At 39.4% G+C, this 16,644-nt stretch carries 18 protein-coding genes; 13 read left to right on the forward strand and 5 right to left on the reverse strand.

Annotated features, from left to right (window positions below):
• The first annotated feature begins 310 nt into the window (after nt 1-310).
• From nikA to H2672_RS04950, 5 genes are read left to right on the forward strand one after another with little or no spacing between them, the layout of a single operon-like run.
• On the forward strand, nt 311-1,867 hold the full coding sequence (gene nikA, locus H2672_RS04930) for a nickel ABC transporter substrate-binding protein (RefSeq protein WP_186669785.1): 1,557 nt from the start codon (nt 311-313) through the stop codon (nt 1,865-1,867).
• A 1-nt stretch (nt 1,868) separates the two neighbouring features.
• Nucleotides 1,869-2,813 (forward strand): nickel ABC transporter permease, encoded by a 945-nt coding sequence (gene nikB / locus H2672_RS04935; protein WP_370569602.1) that lies wholly within the window; start codon nt 1,869-1,871, stop codon nt 2,811-2,813.
• Between the two features lie 41 nt (nt 2,814-2,854).
• A complete protein-coding gene (gene nikC / locus H2672_RS04940; protein ID WP_186670245.1) occupies nt 2,855-3,670 on the forward strand; it encodes a nickel transporter permease in 816 nt (271 codons plus the stop codon).
• A 21-nt stretch (nt 3,671-3,691) separates the two neighbouring features.
• Nucleotides 3,692-4,750, forward strand: a complete 1,059-nt coding sequence (locus H2672_RS04945; RefSeq protein ID WP_370569603.1) for an ABC transporter ATP-binding protein — start codon at nt 3,692-3,694, stop codon at nt 4,748-4,750.
• Nucleotides 4,737-5,501, forward strand: coding sequence for an ABC transporter ATP-binding protein (locus tag H2672_RS04950; protein ID WP_222439307.1), 765 nt, complete (start codon nt 4,737-4,739; stop codon nt 5,499-5,501). Before H2672_RS04945 ends, H2672_RS04950 begins: the two co-directional genes overlap by 14 nt.
• A gap of 650 nt (nt 5,502-6,151) precedes the next feature.
• On the opposite strand, the gene H2672_RS04955 is transcribed toward H2672_RS04950, so the two are convergent.
• The 4 genes from H2672_RS04955 to H2672_RS04970 form a co-directional block, all read right to left on the reverse strand.
• On the reverse strand, nt 6,152-7,318 hold the full coding sequence (locus H2672_RS04955; RefSeq protein WP_186669787.1) for a pyridoxal phosphate-dependent aminotransferase: 1,167 nt from the start codon (nt 7,316-7,318) through the stop codon (nt 6,152-6,154).
• A gap of 196 nt (nt 7,319-7,514) precedes the next feature.
• On the reverse strand, nt 7,515-9,332 hold the full coding sequence (gene pepF, locus H2672_RS04960; RefSeq protein ID WP_186669791.1) for an oligoendopeptidase F: 1,818 nt from the start codon (nt 9,330-9,332) through the stop codon (nt 7,515-7,517).
• Nucleotides 9,333-9,441: 109 nt separating this feature from the next.
• A complete protein-coding gene (locus tag H2672_RS04965) occupies nt 9,442-9,747 on the reverse strand; it encodes a hypothetical protein (protein WP_186669792.1) in 306 nt (101 codons plus the stop codon).
• A gap of 302 nt (nt 9,748-10,049) precedes the next feature.
• Nucleotides 10,050-10,493: a hypothetical protein gene (locus H2672_RS04970; protein ID WP_186669793.1), complete on the reverse strand. Its 444-nt coding sequence runs from the start codon at nt 10,491-10,493 to the stop codon at nt 10,050-10,052.
• Nucleotides 10,494-10,617: 124 nt separating this feature from the next.
• Here H2672_RS04970 and H2672_RS04975 point away from each other — a divergent pair, with 124 nt between their 5' ends.
• From H2672_RS04975 to H2672_RS04990, 4 genes are all read left to right on the forward strand, one after another.
• Nucleotides 10,618-11,337, forward strand: coding sequence for an AAA family ATPase (locus H2672_RS04975; protein ID WP_186669795.1), 720 nt, complete (start codon nt 10,618-10,620; stop codon nt 11,335-11,337).
• A gap of 50 nt (nt 11,338-11,387) precedes the next feature.
• The gene (locus H2672_RS04980) at nt 11,388-11,870 is read left to right on the forward strand and encodes a PaaI family thioesterase (RefSeq protein ID WP_186669797.1); all 483 of its coding nucleotides are present in this window, start codon (nt 11,388-11,390) and stop codon (nt 11,868-11,870) included.
• A gap of 147 nt (nt 11,871-12,017) precedes the next feature.
• A complete protein-coding gene (locus tag H2672_RS04985; RefSeq protein ID WP_186669799.1) occupies nt 12,018-12,443 on the forward strand; it encodes an SRPBCC family protein in 426 nt (141 codons plus the stop codon).
• Nucleotides 12,444-12,776: an ArsR/SmtB family transcription factor gene (locus H2672_RS04990; protein WP_186669801.1), complete on the forward strand. Its 333-nt coding sequence runs from the start codon at nt 12,444-12,446 to the stop codon at nt 12,774-12,776.
• Between the two features lie 85 nt (nt 12,777-12,861).
• Here the strand turns inward: H2672_RS04990 and H2672_RS04995 are convergent, their stop codons facing one another.
• On the reverse strand, nt 12,862-14,139 hold the full coding sequence (locus tag H2672_RS04995; protein WP_186669803.1) for an erythromycin esterase family protein: 1,278 nt from the start codon (nt 14,137-14,139) through the stop codon (nt 12,862-12,864).
• Nucleotides 14,140-14,293: 154 nt separating this feature from the next.
• Here H2672_RS04995 and H2672_RS05000 point away from each other — a divergent pair, with 154 nt between their 5' ends.
• The 4 genes from H2672_RS05000 (at nt 14,294) to H2672_RS05015 (ending at nt 16,574) form a co-directional block, all read left to right on the forward strand.
• Nucleotides 14,294-14,527, forward strand: a complete 234-nt coding sequence (locus tag H2672_RS05000; RefSeq protein WP_186669805.1) for a hypothetical protein — start codon at nt 14,294-14,296, stop codon at nt 14,525-14,527.
• A 99-nt stretch (nt 14,528-14,626) separates the two neighbouring features.
• Nucleotides 14,627-14,938: a DnaJ family domain-containing protein gene (locus H2672_RS05005; protein WP_255485337.1), complete on the forward strand. Its 312-nt coding sequence runs from the start codon at nt 14,627-14,629 to the stop codon at nt 14,936-14,938.
• A 24-nt stretch (nt 14,939-14,962) separates the two neighbouring features.
• Nucleotides 14,963-16,204 (forward strand): beta-N-acetylhexosaminidase, encoded by a 1,242-nt coding sequence (gene nagZ / locus H2672_RS05010; protein WP_186669807.1) that lies wholly within the window; start codon nt 14,963-14,965, stop codon nt 16,202-16,204.
• Nucleotides 16,205-16,268: 64 nt separating this feature from the next.
• On the forward strand, nt 16,269-16,574 hold the full coding sequence (locus H2672_RS05015) for a DUF4870 domain-containing protein (RefSeq protein WP_186669809.1): 306 nt from the start codon (nt 16,269-16,271) through the stop codon (nt 16,572-16,574).
• Nucleotides 16,575-16,644: the final 70 nt, after the last annotated feature.

Consider the following 16,644-nt stretch of genomic DNA (forward strand, 5'->3'; position numbering starts at 1 on the left):
GATGAACCGAATTAATTTGATGAAGAAAAAAGATATAACGCTCCATGGATCATCATATAATTAAAAGAATAATAAAAAGAGTGAAACGCTTTAAGCTTAAAATAAATCCTTTTTAATACTCTGCCGGATGGTCATCCAGTACGATTTTCATTCCGGATGTAAGTCTTGTAAAGAACTAATACAATTCAGTTGTTTACATGAAGAAAAATTAAATTCATAATCCAATTGACTATTTTAATGAAAAAGGGTAATATTCAACATTGTAAACAGTAATGATTACGATTTGATAAAAACAAGGGTGGTTGATGAAATGAAAAAAAATAGTTTGTTGGCATTATTAATATGCTTATTTATCTTCGCAGCATCTGGTTGCTCAACTGAAAATAGCAACTCAGATTCAGAGCGAGAAAAAATGAGTGAAAAGAATAAAAAGGTAACCATGATCTTTAGCTTTAAGACCGCCAATTTAGATCCTCATACTAGCTTCATACCTATTCGTGCGGGAATAACAGAGACGTTGCTAAAATTGAATGATGACTCGAATATTGAAGGATGGCTCGCAGAAAAGTGGGGAACATTGGACAACACGACATGGGAATTTATAATTCGCGATAACGTAACATTCCAAGATGGGGACAAGCTTGATGCGGCTGGAGTTAAAGCCTCAATTGAAAGAAGTATCGCTGTTAATGAATCTCTGGGAGAGTCTTTGAAGATCCAATCAATTGAAGCGGATGGACAAAACCTTACAATTACAACAACGGGGCCTTATCCCGCTCTTCCATCTGAACTTCTAAACCCATATACATCGATTGTTAATACTGCAGCTGAATTAGAAATGGGGCAAGAGGAATTTCGGGATTCGCCAGTTGGAACTGGGCCGTTTATAGTCAAGAAATTCACTTCAAATCAGGAAGTCCAAGTTGTTAAAAATGGCAGCTACTGGGCAGGGGAACCAAAAATTAATGAGGCAACAATTAAGTTTAATGAAGATGCAAATGTTCGAGCACTTGCATTTCAGGCAAAAGAAGCAGATGTTGTTTATAACCTTCCTGCTGAAGGCATAGAGGCAATTGAGAAGGATAAAGAACTTAAAGTTGAATCTGTTCCGGGTCTTAGATCTCATTTTATATTGTTTAATCAACAAAGTTCAAAAGTCGCAGATGTAAAAGTCAGAGAAGCCCTTAATTTATTAATTAACAGAAAAAGCATAGCAGATGATATTATGCTTGGCCATGCTATTCCTGCCAATGGGCCGTTTAACAGCAATCTTCCTTTTGGAAGCGATGATGCTGTAAAAAAACTGGATGTTAACAAAGCGAAATTACTGCTTGGTGAAGCAGGCTATAAAGAAAATGCTGACGGCAAGATGGAAAAGGAGGGAAAAGCACTCAAACTTGAGCTTATCACATATAATGCACGTCCAGAACTGCCCTTAATTGCGCAGCTTTTTCAATCAGATTGCGCAAAAGCTGGAGTAGAAATAATAATAAAAACAGTTGAAAATGCCGATGCACATCTTGTTGCAAACAAAGACTGGGATATGAGTACTTACAGTAACAACACGTCGCCGCGAGGAGATGGAAGCTACTTCCTGAACACTGCATTCACAGAAACTGGTGCACTTAATGTAGGGGGAATTAATCTTCCAGAGATGAATGAAGTAATTAAAGAGTTGAATAAAACAAGTGATCTGGATACAAGAATACAGTTGACCAAGGATGCAGCAACTATTATTGATAAGGAAGTTCTTCATAGCTATGCCGTCTATCCAAATATTATTGTCGGGGTGAATGACCGAATTATAGACTGGGTTCCTACGGCTGAAGAGTATTATATTTTAACCCATACAATGGATGTGAAATAAAGTGTTATCGCTTGTTAGAAAGCGACTTTTACAATTAGTTATAGTGGTATTCATCTTGTCCATTTTTACCTTTGGATTAATGAAGCTTGCTCCAGGTGACCCCGTTATGTCGATATTGAATGCAGATGAAATGATGGTAACAGAAGCCAATCAAGCTAATCTCCGCAGTGATCTTGGTTTTGATCAGCCAGTCTATGTTCAGTACGGTAAGTGGATGCATGGTCTGTTAAAGCTAGACCTTGGCACTTCGTACATGAGCGGAAAGCCAGTATGGAACGAAATGATGGAGCGTTTGCCAATCACACTTCAGCTAACAACAGGGGTTCTTTTGGTCATGTTTAGCATATCTCTTCCTCTTGGCATAATTTCCGCACGTTATCCTAGAAAATGGCCAGATCAAATCAGCAGAATACTTGCACTTATTGGAGCATCAATTCCAAGCTTTTGGCTTGGATTGATGCTGATTTATCTTTTTGCTTTAAAGCTTCAAATCCTACCGTCAAACGGCATGGGCTCTTTCGCTCAAATGATTTTGCCTACCTTTACTTTAGGATTCTCATTGGCTGCAGTCTATTCAAGGCTTATTAGGGCAGGACTTATTGAATGCTTTTCGAAAGATTACATTCAGGCCGGAAGAGCTAGAGGAGTGAAAGAATGGCGTATTCTTTGGGTCCATGCTTTCAGAGCTGCCCTGCTGCCTGTCATTACGGTTTTTGGCTTGAGCATGGGAAGCTTGCTCGGCGGAGCTGTTGTAATTGAAATTTTATTTTCTTGGCCAGGACTAGGAAGTATGGCGGTAGATGCGATTTTTAACCGTGATTATCCTGTAATTCAAGGGTATGTGCTGCTAACAGGCGTATTCGTAGTAGTTGTGAATTTACTCGTAGATTTATCGTATTACTTGATAGACCCGCGCATTAAGCAAGGAAAAGAGGGAAGCAATTGAGGTTTGTTTATGCTTTCTTCATAAAAACTTATTTGACAGTTATGAAAATGAAAAACTGGCCGCCTACAGCATTACTTGGTCTCATTTTGCTTATAACCATTGTCCTGATTACAGCCATTGGCCCGTTACTTATACCGAATGACCCTTATATGGCAAATATGGCAGAGCGACTTTCCTCACCGAGCTTAACCTACCCATTTGGGACAGATCACATGGGTAGATGCATCTTTTCCAGAATCGTTATTGGTTCTCAAGCGACGCTAGGAATTACAGTGCTAGTGATAACAACTGTTATCTTAATTGGCATTCCTATCGGGTTAGTATCAGGATATATCGGTGGACGTGTAGATTCAATTGTGATGCGTTTGGCAGATGGATTGATTGCATTACCAGAGTTTATACTAGCAATTGCAATTGCGGGTTTCTTAGGTCCTAGCTTAACAAATTTAATGATCTCTGTTGTGTTAGTTAAATGGATTAGCTATACCAGAGTTGTTAGAGGAATCGTCCTATCGGAACGGGAAAAAGAATATGTATTAGCAGCAAGGGTCGGTGGATGCACAACATGGAGGATTATAACGCGGCATTTACTTCCACAAATCATTTCCCCAGTGCTTGTGCTTGCAACACTTGATGTTGGTAAAATTATTTTAATTATTTCTTCCCTGTCCTATTTGGGACTTGGCGCTCAGCCCCCTGCTCCAGAGTGGGGGGCAATGCTAAGTGACGGTAGGCCATATTTTCAAACCTTTCCTGAATTAATGATCTATCCAGGAATGGCCATCTTCATTGTCGTTTTATCGTGTAATTTAATTGGAGAGGGCTTAAGAGATAAGCTTGGTGAGAAGAGCATATAACGAAGGAAAAGGAGGTGCAAGGTGACGATATCAGTTGATTTCACACAACCACTAACAAATGACTATGTTAAGGAAGAAACTTTTTTTCAATCCCTTCCTTTGCTGGAAATAAAGAATCTTTCTATTTCATCACTTGGTGAGAATAAAAAAGAGGACATTAAATTGGTTAAGAACATTAACTTCACAATAAAATCAGGTGAAATGCTTGGTATTGTTGGAGAAAGTGGAAGCGGTAAAAGTTTGACAGCATGCGCATTAGTAGGTTTACTTCCAAAGTCCTTAAAGGTTACAGAAGGACAAATAAAGCTTCATGGTAGAGAACTTTTAAATCTTTCTGAAAAAGAAATGCGGCGTCTCCGCGGAAATGAAATTGCTTATATTTTCCAAAACTATCAAGGAAGTTTTACTCCCTTCATTAAGATTGGAAACCAACTCATCGAAGCGCTTCGTAGTCATCGCAAAATCAGTAAACTAGATGCAAAGAAGAAGGTTCTAATATGGCTTGAACGTGTGAAACTGCCAGCTAATCAGGTTTTTACCAGCTATCCTTATCAACTTAGTGGGGGGCAACTTCAACGAGCTGCTCTTGCCGCAGCGCTAATGTTTCAACCTTTTCTAATTGTTGCGGACGAGCCGACAACCGCTCTTGATGTACTGACCAGTGAGAATATCTTAGATCTACTTGTTGAACTCCAGAAAGAATATAATTGCGCGGTTCTTCTAATTTCTCATAATCTTAACCATGTATTAAAAAGAACGGATTCAATAGCAGTTATGTATGGAGGACAGATCGTTGAAAGGGGTTTGACAAATGAGATTCGGAAAAACCCTATTCATCCGTATACAAAGCTACTATTACAAGCAAGACCTGTCTTAAGTAGGGTTGTCCCAGAGAAATTAGTTGTTATACCAGGAGAGCCTGGATTAGTTGCCGAACAGGGATGTGCGTTTGCTCTTCGGTGTCCCAAGTCATTTAAAAAGTGTAGCATTTTACCAAAGATGCAATCAGTAGGGGATTCTCAGTGGGTCGCGTGTCACGCTGCAGATTTGGAGGCTGATTATACAAATGCTTCAAGTTGAAAAAGTTTCTAAATCATATCGCTCGACTTCGGTTTTAACCGAAGTCACTTTTCAGATGGAACAAGGCGAGTCTCTTGGTCTGATTGGGGAAAGCGGAAGCGGAAAAAGTACAATGGCTAAATTGATAGTAGGACTTGAACATTTAGACGGAGGACAAATCACCCTAAATGGCCTTGATTTTCAACAGCTAAGGGGTGCTGAGCTCAGAAAGGCCAGGCGCCATGTTCAGGTCGTGTTTCAGGACCCATGGGCATCCTTAAATCCTAAGCTTCCTGTTTGGAAGTCTATTATTGAACCTCTGGAAAATTATCCTGATGTGGTTCCCTCATTTTTAAAGGGAGTAAGAAACGACAAGAGAAAGATGGCGGAAATACTACTTGAAAAGGTGGGCTTGGACAGAGATTTTCTTGAACGGTACCCCCATCAGCTTAGCGGAGGTCAGAGACAGAGAGTAGGGATTGCCAGAGGAATTGGCCTTCAACCTAATTTACTTATATGTGATGAACCAACATCCAGCTTAGATGTATCCATCCAAGCACAAATATTAAACCTGCTTAAGGAATTGAAGAAAGAATTTAATATGTCCTATTTATTTATTTCACATGATATGGCGTCAGTACAATATATGTGTGATCGAATTGCAGTTTTTAAACAAGGTGTGCTGGTTGATTTGTTCTTATCAAAGGATCTTTTTTCAGATACTCGTCATCCATATACAAAAATGCTTGTACAAGCAACGGTTGAAAGGTAAGAGGGTCACATCCTTTGGGAAGGAATTGTAGATCATTCCTCCTCGTATATCACATTCCTTCCGATTGCTTATTACTTCAATAAAGCAAATAACGGTTTAAGATTAGTTGCATTATTCTCAAAAGGTTAGTTGATGCTAATTTTTCTTTTTGTTGCACATCAACCATCGAAAAATAGATGCTTTTCACCGTTCTAAGTAATCCCCATATACTAAAAGGAACTACATGAAAAGGGGGATGTGTCTTGTATTTCGATCAGCATGGAGGGGACCATAACCAACAAGGATTTCGGCACCGCCAAGACAATTTTGGACCACCAATGGGAGGAGTTCCTATGGGTCCACCGCCTGGCTTTTCGCCACCAATACCTGCGTGGCAAGTTGGTCCGAGTAGGATAAGAAATTGTTTATATAGCAATACCTATATATGGTTGAGTAATGGAAACAGCTTTTGGTTCTTTCCAACATTTATAGGGAGACAATTGATTATTGGGTTACGTTGGAGCAGAAGGCGTGGTTGGATTCATCATGTAATAAATCGAACCGATATTCGTTCTTTCCAATGTTTCTAATGATAGATGAATAGTTAATTCAAAAAGGCCAGGAGATTATTCCTGGCCTTTTTGATGTGAGATCCAATTTTAGTTATCTTTTCATGAAAATATAGCGAGTTTTTCAATCCGTGCTACTGCTTCTTTTAATCGGTCTTCATTTTCCAATAAGCCTACACGTACATAGCCTTCACCATACTGTCCAAAAGCATGGCCCGGTGCTACAGCAATGTCTGCTTTGTCCAATAGTAATTTTGTGAAAGACTCGCTCGTATATCCTTTTGGAACTGGTAACCAGGCGAAGAAAGAGGCAGTAGGCGCAATAACATCCCAACCGATTCGTTTACATTCGGAAATTAAAACATTTCGGCGGCTTTCGTATAGTGATACTAGCTCGTCCACACAATCCTGACTTCCCGATAATGCCTCTGCAGCTGCACGCTGAATTGCTGGAAATATATCTATGAATAGATGGTCTTGCAGTAAGCTGATTGCTTCGATGATTTCGGCATTTCCGATGGCAAAACCGACACGCCACCCCGCCATATTATAGGTTTTTGACAATGTGTACATTTCAATTCCGACTTCTTTTGCACCTTCTGCCTGAAGGAAACTGACGGGTTTCTCACCGTCAAAACCAATTCCCCCGTAAGCAAAGTCATGCAAAATTGCAATATCATTGGCTTTTGCCAATGCAATCGTTTCATCGAAAAATGGAATCGTGGCTGTTGCGCTCGTTGGGTTATTTGGATAGTTTAAATACATTAATTTTGCTTGTTTTTTTTGTTCATCTGAGAGTGCAGTGTAATCAGGTAAAAAATCGTTTTCCGCAAGTAATGGCATTAAGTCGTATGTAATATTTGCCAAGCTTACACTTGATAAATAATCGGGATATCCTGGATCCGGTAATAAAAGCAATTCGCCTTCATTCATAATAGCAAGGGGTAACTCGACCAATCCAGGTTTTGTTCCAAATAGAATCGCTACTTCTGTTTTAGGATCAATATGAACATCGTATTCCCGTTTATAAAAGTCAGCAACAGCCTGTTTTAATTCGGGAGTCCCTCTAAAAGGGGAGTACCCATGCGTTGCTGGATCTTCCACCGCTTCTTGAAGAGCTTTTACAATATGAGGAGGTGTCGGTTGGTCGGGGTTTCCTCGCCCCAAGTTAATAACATCTCGCCCTTGTGAAAGAGCTTCTTGAACGTTTCGAACAAGTGATGCGAAAAAGTGCGGGGGTAAGTTTTTTAATCGATTTGAAATTGTCATGAAATAACCTCGTTTTCTTAGTAGTCACATAATAGTATGTTAGTTGAATCTTATAGCTTTTGAGATAAAATGTCTACATACAGATAGGAGCCATAAATACTAGATTCAGTTATTTGGATGGTTTTCATCTTGACTTTACTAAAAAAACGAATCAATCCATAATCGGATTGACTCGCATCAAAGTAATCAAGCAAACTTAATTTTTCACGCCTTCGATTTCTTCGGTTAACACAACTAGCTGATTGATCAAGTCACCGATGTAAGCAATAGTGTCACGCAACGGTTTATCTGTTGTAATGTCAACACCCGCCATTTTTGAAAGTTCAGCAGGGGATTTTGTACCGCCGGCTTTCAAAACTTCAAGCCATTCGTCCACAGCAGGTTGTCCTTCTTCCAAGACACGTTTGGATACTTGTGTGGAGATGGTTAGTCCAGCACTGTATGTGTATGGATACAAGCCCATGTAGTAGTGTGGTTGACGCATCCATGTAAGTTCCGCGCCTTCATTAATTTCCACATCATCTCCCCAGAACTCTTCAAGAACGCCGCGTTTTAAGTTGTTCAAAACACCTGCGTTAACACTGCCGCCAGCATCAATGCGTTCGTAGACTTTGCGCTGGTAGGCAGCTTCTAGTAAGTGCGTTACGAAGTTATGATAGTACGTACGTGCAACGATGGATGAAATGACCCAGCGTTTGAATTTCGGATCATCCGAATTTGAAAGTAAATGGTTTGCTACAAGCATTTCATTCATCGTTGATGGTGCTTCGATGAAGTACAAGGAAGGACGTGCATTGAAGACGTTTTGCTCCCGGTTCGCATTGTAGAAATGACCCGCATGGCCTAATTCATGAGCCAAAACAAATACATCTTCCATGCTGCCTGTCCATGAAATAAGGATATATGGATGGTTGCCGTAAGGACTAGAACAGAATGCACCTGTCGATTTTCCTTTGTTCTGAGCGAAGTCTATCCATCTTTCTTTATATGATCGATCTACCATATTCATGTAATCGTCACCCATAATAGCTAGGGCATCATCAATGTATTTCTTGGATTCATCTACCGTTATTTTTGGTTCGTAAGTCGGATCAAGCGGGATTTTCAAATCGGCAAATGTCATTTTATCAAGTCCATGGACTTTTTGAAGAAGTTTCGCGTATTTGCGCATATGAGGCGCAAGTTCCTTTGTGATCAAATCAATTTGACGGTCATACATAGATTTTTCCACTTCTTGATTGAACAGTAAGTAATCGAAAATTGTGTCGTAACCACGCAAATCAGCAGTTGTCTTTTCGGTTTGCAGATGCATGTCGTACGTTTTTGCAGTCGTATGCTGATAGTCTTTTAATTTTGAGGAAAATGCATTAAATGCAGCGCGGCGCTTGTCCGTATCTGCTTCTGATTCCCAATCCCCTTCAAAGGACACATAGCTCAACGGATATTTTTTGCCATCTACTTCAAAATCATCAAATGACATATCAACCATTTTCGTCGTGTTATACAAGCCGTACGGGCCAGCGAATGTGGAAGAAAATGCAGCTAATGTTTTCTCAACCTCGGGGTGCAATTGGTACTCTTTTTTGAGAATCAATTTCTCCAAGTAATTTTTGAAATCACCTGACTGTTTCATTGCATCTTCCAAAACATCTACAGGCAACACAGAAAGTTCACTGTTGACGAATGATAGCTTGCTGTTTATTTTTGCTGCAGTTGAACCAAACTTGCTTGAACGCATCTGTGCTTCATCATCCGTTTGGTCTGTACTGGATGACAAGCTTGTGTAGGTACCAACTGGAACCATTTTTTCATAAATAGCCGCATAGCCTTCCAATGCTTCATGTACAGATTTAGCATCTTTAATGTTACCATTGAATTTTTCAGCATATGCACCGACTTCTTTTTCCAATTCAATTACTGCAGAATTGTAGGCTTCTTCCGTTTTGAAAAGGTCTTGCAGATTCCATGTTTCTTCTGTCTTTACTTCTGAGCGTAGCGGCATACTTTTAACCAATCAAATCTCTCCCTTTTATTACGGATGTCGAACTAAATAATAGTATATAGTAGAATAGAGTAAAAGTAAAAAACAAATCACCTTTTTGACAACTTTCAGATAAATAGTGTTATTTGTGCTTTTTTGAAAGACGTTCGATTTCATCTGTTAGGATAAAAGCGAGATCATCATTGCCGAAAAGTTGTAAGACATCCAGCATTGTTTCGTTATCAATTTCGATTTCTTCTTCATATTTAGCTTCCTCAACTATTTTCTTCATCGTCTCATTTTCTTGTTGGTCTGGGTAGGCGCGGCTATATAACTCATGCGGATTCACTTCATTATTAGCACACCATTGTACAAACAACCGAATCATCAACTGCTCATCCTGTTGATATTTTTGAATGACTTGTTCATCTATGCTTTTAAATTCCATGATTATTTCTCTCCTTTAAGTACAGTTCCTATAAGTATATACGAAGTATGAAACTTCTTAGGAAAATAGACAAGGAACAACGATTTATTACTGAATTTGCGGCTGACTTTTTGATTGCTCCACTTAAATAAGTGTATTTGCGTCCAGATTTTGAAGGGTGTTAATTGAGCTTGCTCAATTAACACCCTTCAAAATCTGGGACATCCGCCGGAGGCTTTAACTTTATAAAGAAGTGGGAGACTTCTTTACAAAGTTAAAAAGGACAAGAATAGAATGACTATCTTGCCCTCGTGTTGGAATGGTTAAATTTTATTGCTGATAAAAAACTGAACAATCCAATCCACGTCTATAGGACCGTCAACGACTTCGTAATAGAGCGAAGAGTTCTCGATGATTAAATCCTCATTAACAACAATACTAAAGTTGTCTCCATTTTTATCTGTTAAGTTAATAATGAACTGGTTGATGTCATCGACCCTATTGATTTTGTTAGGCTTTAATTTCCGAACGTGATAATCTTGAAGGAATTCAAGTAAGCTTTCAATTTCAGACTCATCATTGACATTCCAAATTTTTGGGGCGGCTCCTGATAGGGAAGGTTCCGAAAAGGTCATTAAACTAAATGAAGATTTTGTGGGATCAATAACGGCTAAAATTTCTTTCTTATCATAGCCCAGAAAAACTTGGATCATTGCATATGTGCCCATGATCATAATCGCAATCAATAATAGTGCCCTTATTTTCATGTTCTATTCCCCCTGTAATTCATTTCTTTAGTATACGCAGATGAAGATGTACGGGATCATGCTTGTACATTAATAATCTATGCAGAATCACACGGGAAAATTTGTAGAAAGGAGTTATAATCAAATGTTTTTGAAAAAAATAACGCTTCTTCATAAAGAGACGCAATCAGAGAAGGAGTATCCATTTTCTATTCCTTCAATACAATCACTAACGGAATTAAATCTAACAAATAGTGTTACATTTTTTGTTGGGGAAAATGGTTCAGGGAAATCGACATTACTTGAGGGCGTCGCGGATTTATGCGGGTTTAATGCGGCAGGGGGAGGTAGGAATAATACCTATGAAGTAGATGCGTCTGAAAGTGCATTAAGTGATTATCTTCGCTTGTCATGGATGCCAAAAGTGACGAACGGATTCTTTTTACGGGCCGAATCTTTTTATCATTTTGCTTCACACATTGATGGGTTAGGCGCTGCTGCTCAAAATAGCTATGGAGGGAAATCATTGCATGAACAATCACATGGTGAATCATTCCTGTCATTGTTTTTAAATCGTTTCAATGGAGATGCAATTTATTTACTCGATGAGCCGGAGGCCGCATTATCACCGCAAAGGCAGCTGTCGTTTCTACGTATCATGCATGATCTTGTCAGGGATGAAAATTGCCAGTTCATCATTGCAACACATTCCCCCATAATTTTAGGCTATCCCGATGCGACAATCTTGAGTTTTGATGATGGGGAAATAAAGGAAACTGAATATGAAATGACAGAGCACTATCAGATCACAAAATATTTCCTGGATCATCGGGAAAAGTTTCTGAAAGATATTTTAGAGGATTAATAGATTGTCGGAATGTTATAATGATTACGTAGGAATGGGGGATGAGTGGGATGACTAAAGAAGTAGTACATGCAATTCAAGATGACTATCCGGAAGATTTCGCTTGGTGTTTTGGTTGTGGGCGCTTAAATGAAGATGGATATCATTTTCGAACAGGGTGGCAAGGGGAAGAGACGGTATCCTATTATGAACCGTCTACGAAACATATTGCAATCCCAGGGTTTGTTTATGGCGGGCTAATCGCATCATTTGTCGATTGTCATGGGACGGGTTCTGCCGCGCTTGCGCTGCACCGAAAAAACGGGCATGAGCCAGGCAGTGGAGAAGAACCTCCGCGTTTCGTAACAGCGTCATTAAACGTGAATTATATGAAGCCAACTAAGCAAGGAATCGTGTTAAAAGCGGTTGGAAAAGTGGAAGAAATTCATCCCAAGAAATTTAAGGTGTCTGTCGAAGTATTTGCTGATGACACGGTTGTTGCAACAGGGGAAGTGGTTGCAGTTGTTATGCCAGCAACATTTGCGAATAAATAATGGAATATGTAAATGTGAAAAGCTGATTGCCGCGTGCAGTCAGCTTTTTTAATGAATTCTAAATTGAAAATTGACATGAAACCAATTGGTTGTATATAGTTAAACATGCAACCAATTGGTTTCACTTATTAATGGGGAGGTTTTTATATGTCAATTAATGAAAATGAACGATTCGCCAAAGTGAAAAAGAATATACTTATCAATGCACCATTGGAAAAAGTTTGGGGATATGTTGCTACAGCTGAAGGAATTGGTGCTTGGTTTATGCCGAATGATATGCAACCGATTGAAGGGAAAGAATTTATCCTACAAGCGGGACCGTGGGGCAATTCGGTGTGTAAAGTGACGGAAGTGAATCCACCAAATCGCTTATCTTTCGAGTGGGGATCGGAATGGCTAATCACGTTTGAGTTGAAAGAAAAAGACGGTCAAACTGAATTAACACTAATTCATGCGGGATGGAATGAAGCAAATCAAACAGAATTTGGTGAATCACATGCAGAGGTGCGTTCACGTATGTCCGGCGGATGGGATGGACTTGTACTAAAACTGAAACATGTGGTTGAAGGCTAATTGGCTGTAGAGCCCCAACGATACGATGTTTTTCAAGCAATTGCCGACCCGACTCGACGGAAATTGCTTAAACTGCTCGCAAGTGAAGAATTATCGATTTCAACAATCAGTAGCCATTTTACGATGAGTAGAACTGCCGTAACCAAGCATCTGCATGTATTAGAATCGGCTGGGCTTGTGATTGCTCGAAAAAGGGGTCGTGAAAAATTATATTGTTTGGAAGCTGAGCCGCTGCAAAAATTGCAAACATGGCTTACCTTCTATGGACAGTTTTGGGACAACAAACTTTCAACACTTAAAAATGTTGTTGAAAGCGATTTAAGCGAAGAATGATTATATTGATTTTAGCAGCTCCACAAATAAAAAAGAAAAAGCGTGTTAACATCAACACGCTTTTTCTATTCCCGCTGTCATAATGTCATATGTCAGTAACCGTTACTCCTACCTTTAACGGTTCCAGTGCATTTGTTTGATCAATAAAAATAAAAGCATCATAGCGATTTCCGATTTGAGACGGTACATAATTACCGTATTGTTCATATTCAGGGTTATAGACGACTCCGATTGCTCGATGGCCAATCCAACCTGAGAAATATTTACGATTTTCTTCATTGAAAATAAATAGTTTATCGAAAGCGCCTGACTTGTGTAATAAATCTTCCCAAGAATGTTGACGTGCAGGAGGAACTTCTATTTTCCCGTAAGGTACTCCCCACTCTTTAGCCGCGATGACGGTACCTCGATGCGTCCCGAATCCTACTGCATAGACATCATCTTTCTTAAATTGTTCTCGAAGTAGTTGACCGACATTGAGCATTCCGTCCTCCTGCATGGTTGTTGCACGGGCATCTCCGATATGTGTATTATGCTCCCAAACGATAATCTTTGCATCTTTTCCATAATGATTCATCACCTCATTAATCGCTTCAACCATATGTTCATCACGAATATTCCAGGAAAGTGCATTGTCTTTAAGCATGGCGCGGTAATATTCTTCTGCATTTTTAGTAACGAGTGCATTCACTTTTAAATTTAATGTGGTTTCCTGACTGGCTTCATAGTGTTTAGTATGCGAACGAATGGACGATAATAAATCACTCACTTCGTCAATGCACACTTGTGAAAAATGTGCTGTGGAAATTGCATAATGATCCGGCATGCCGTTGAAAGGTTCAAAGCAGGAATACGCTTTTTTAGCGAGGTCAAGATCCGCACCAGCAGGATTGGATTCTGATAAGTAATGGATAATTTCCTCCATTGATTCCCAAAGGCTATATAGATCAATTCCGTAAAACCCAACTTTTTTATCAGGAATCATTTTATCATTATGCATTTTTAACCAGTCGATAAACTCCGCAATCTCTTCATTGGCCCACATCCACGTTGGCCATCTGCCGAAAGCTTTCAATACTTCTTGGACATTTCCTTTACTTTCACTATAGCCTTTTATGTAGCGATTAACCTGTTGAGAGGAAGGCCAATCGCCTTCGACCGCGATGGCTGAAAAGCCTTTCTGTTCAATCAGCATTTTAGACAGCCTAGCGCGGACTTTGTAAAATTCCGATGTCCCATGGCTTGCTTCTCCTAATAAGACGATTTTTGCATCACCTATGGCTTCGATTATAGTTGAAAGATCCTTATCAGATTGAAAAGGGAGTGCATAATTGTTAACGGCTTCCTCAAGGGTGAACTTCAATTGGATAACCTCATTTCGTGTAACGTATTATGGGAGTATGCCCAATTATACGTATTGTACCCTGTGAAAGTTGAACAAAATGAATTGAAAATGTATGACAGACAATTGAGATAATGTACAATTAAACTAATTACAAGAATAAGGGGCGATTGAGATGCTAGAGGGAGTTATTATAGTTGGTCTTGTGATGAGTGTGCCGATCATTGCAATTATTACCGATCACCAGAGAAGAATTGTGAAAATCAAAGGGGAATTTATGCGCGATGAAATTGAACTAGAAAAACTAAAACAGCAAAACTTCATCATGGAAACTGAAAAGATGAAAATCGAATTGGAACAAATGAAGCTGGATTATACTTCAGGGAAAAATGAAATTATAAAAATATAGAGTAAGGAGGAAGTTAATGAGTATGAGCGATGATAAATTAAACCCACCATACAACGATCTGATTGGCGATATTTTAAAAGAGTTTACAAAAAAGGTGGTATGGATAATTTGGCGGGACAAGGGAAACCACTGCCACAGGAATATTTCTCAGGTGATACATTCCAACATTTTCAACGGATTGCAAAAGATGCCGGTTATAAACCACATTGGCTGAAGCTACAGCACGAAATTCGTGATGAAGTAATCGCAATTGCAGCTATTCATGCGACAGATACTGCAACAGTATTGGAATCGCGAATAGAAAAATTAAACGAAAAGGTATTTGAATACAATAAATCTTGTCCAGCCCCTATGCAGAAAGAATCGGTGTCGGTTAGCAATATTGAAGCTGCGATTGATTGGTGGAAATGAAGTAATGAGAAAAGGGGAGTGACAGTGAATCGTGATTATAAGTTCATTTTTCTCGTCGTTTGTTGCATTTTATTGATGCCGGGGTGTTTTCTATCAAAACAGAAAGGTGAAACTATACCAACGATGATTATACCACCTGAAAAAGGGGAAGTAGTAAAGTCTCCCAAGGGTACCACGTCACCCATAGATGAAATGATTGGCAAAATGACGTTGGAAGAAAAGGTCGGGCAATTACTAGTGATTGGTGTGGAAGGTACCTCGTATTCTGGTGAGATGGATAACATTATTCATAATTATCATGTTGGTGGAATTATTATTATGGGGAAAAATGTATCGACAACACCTAAATTAGTGCACCTGATTAATGACATTAAAAAAGCAAATGAACCTAATAAAAATCCTCTATTCCTTTCTGTAGATGAAGAAGGAGGACGTGTTTCCAGACTGCCCGCCGATATACCAAGACTACCAACAGGTGCGCAAATCGGTAAACTCAATGATGAATCGGTGAGTTATCGTGCTGGCACCTATTTAGCTGAAGTGCTTAACGAATTCGGTTATAACATGAATTTCGCACCTGTATTGGATGTTAATAGTAACCCGACAAACCCAGTTATCGGGGATCGCTCATTCGGATCGGATCCCTATCAAGTCGCTAAGCTAGGCATATCGACGATGCATGGAATGATGGACAATGGCATTATTCCTGTCGTTAAGCATTTCCCAGGGCACGGTGATACGGTTGTTGATTCACATAAGTCGTTGCCAAAAGTGGAAACAACTTTGGAAGAACTCCGTAACGTAGAGCTAGTACCATTTCAAAAGGCAATTGAAGAAGGTGCAGATGCTGTAATGGTGGCTCATATTTTATTCCCGGCACTCGACCCTGATTATCCATCCTCAATGTCTAAAGCTATTATCACGGGATTACTTCGCAACCAAATGCAGTTTGAAGGTGTCATCATAACGGATGACCTGACAATGGGGGCAATCGAGAATGACTATACAATCCCTGAAGCGGCTGTTCAGTCCTTCATCGCGGGAAGTGATCTGCTACTTGTAGTTCGCAATTATGAAGGTCAAATAAATACTTTCAAAGCGCTCAAAAAGGCTATTGCAACAGGAGAAATTACAGAAGAACGGCTTAATGAGAGTGTGAAACGGATTTTAACGCTTAAAGAGAAATATAGTGTATCAGATGAAGCGCATGAAAAAGTAGATGTGGATAAAGTTAAAGAAATGTACGACAAGCTCCCGCTGAAATAAATGAATCTTCCCGCGCTCTCATCCGTATAATAAGATACTAGAAAAAGCCAGGGAGGATTATTATATGGAGAATAAAGGATTAAAAGTGTTAGTTCATGCCAGTGCTTTCTTCATGCCGTTTTTGGTACCGTTCATCATTTATCTAGTTATTGATGATTTAGAGGTCAAAAGGATGGCGATACAAGCAATCTTATTCCAACTGGTCATGGGAGCACTGATTGTTGTTTCTACGATTCTTGTTATTGTAATTGTCGGGATTCCAATGCTAATTGGATTCGGTTTAATGTGGTTGATTGTTCCAATCATAGCAATTGTCAAAGCACTAAATGACGAAAAGTACAATTATCCGATTGTGGGTAGATGGATTTAATAATGTTATCAATAAAATAAAGACGCGTTTCGTAGTTATTTCATACGAAGTGCGTCTTTTTACTTTCATA

Origin of the sequence: Sporosarcina sp. BP05, from assembly GCF_014282005.1 — a bacterium.
Classification (GTDB): domain Bacteria; phylum Bacillota; class Bacilli; order Bacillales_A; family Planococcaceae; genus Sporosarcina.

Bases quoted from the DNA above. Each gene is read 5' to 3' on its own strand.
- H2672_RS04985 (WP_186669799.1), top strand. From the start codon at position 12,018: ATGTCAATTAATGAAAATGAACGATTCGCCAAAGTGAAAAAGAATATA.
- H2672_RS05015 (WP_186669809.1), top strand. From the start codon at position 16,269: ATGGAGAATAAAGGATTAAAAGTGTTAGTTCATGCCAGTGCTTTCTTC.
- H2672_RS05005 (WP_255485337.1), top strand. From the start codon at position 14,627: ATGGATAATTTGGCGGGACAAGGGAAACCACTGCCACAGGAATATTTC.
- H2672_RS04970 (WP_186669793.1), bottom strand. From the start codon at position 10,493: ATGAAAATAAGGGCACTATTATTGATTGCGATTATGATCATGGGCACA.
- H2672_RS04950 (WP_222439307.1), top strand. From the start codon at position 4,737: ATGCTTCAAGTTGAAAAAGTTTCTAAATCATATCGCTCGACTTCGGTT.
- H2672_RS04975 (WP_186669795.1), top strand. From the start codon at position 10,618: ATGTTTTTGAAAAAAATAACGCTTCTTCATAAAGAGACGCAATCAGAG.
- H2672_RS04955 (WP_186669787.1), bottom strand. From the start codon at position 7,318: ATGACAATTTCAAATCGATTAAAAAACTTACCCCCGCACTTTTTCGCA.
- H2672_RS05000 (WP_186669805.1), top strand. From the start codon at position 14,294: ATGCTAGAGGGAGTTATTATAGTTGGTCTTGTGATGAGTGTGCCGATC.
- H2672_RS04965 (WP_186669792.1), bottom strand. From the start codon at position 9,747: ATGGAATTTAAAAGCATAGATGAACAAGTCATTCAAAAATATCAACAG.
- nikA (WP_186669785.1), top strand. From the start codon at position 311: ATGAAAAAAAATAGTTTGTTGGCATTATTAATATGCTTATTTATCTTC.
- H2672_RS04980 (WP_186669797.1), top strand. From the start codon at position 11,388: ATGACTAAAGAAGTAGTACATGCAATTCAAGATGACTATCCGGAAGAT.
- nikC (WP_186670245.1), top strand. From the start codon at position 2,855: ATGAAAATGAAAAACTGGCCGCCTACAGCATTACTTGGTCTCATTTTG.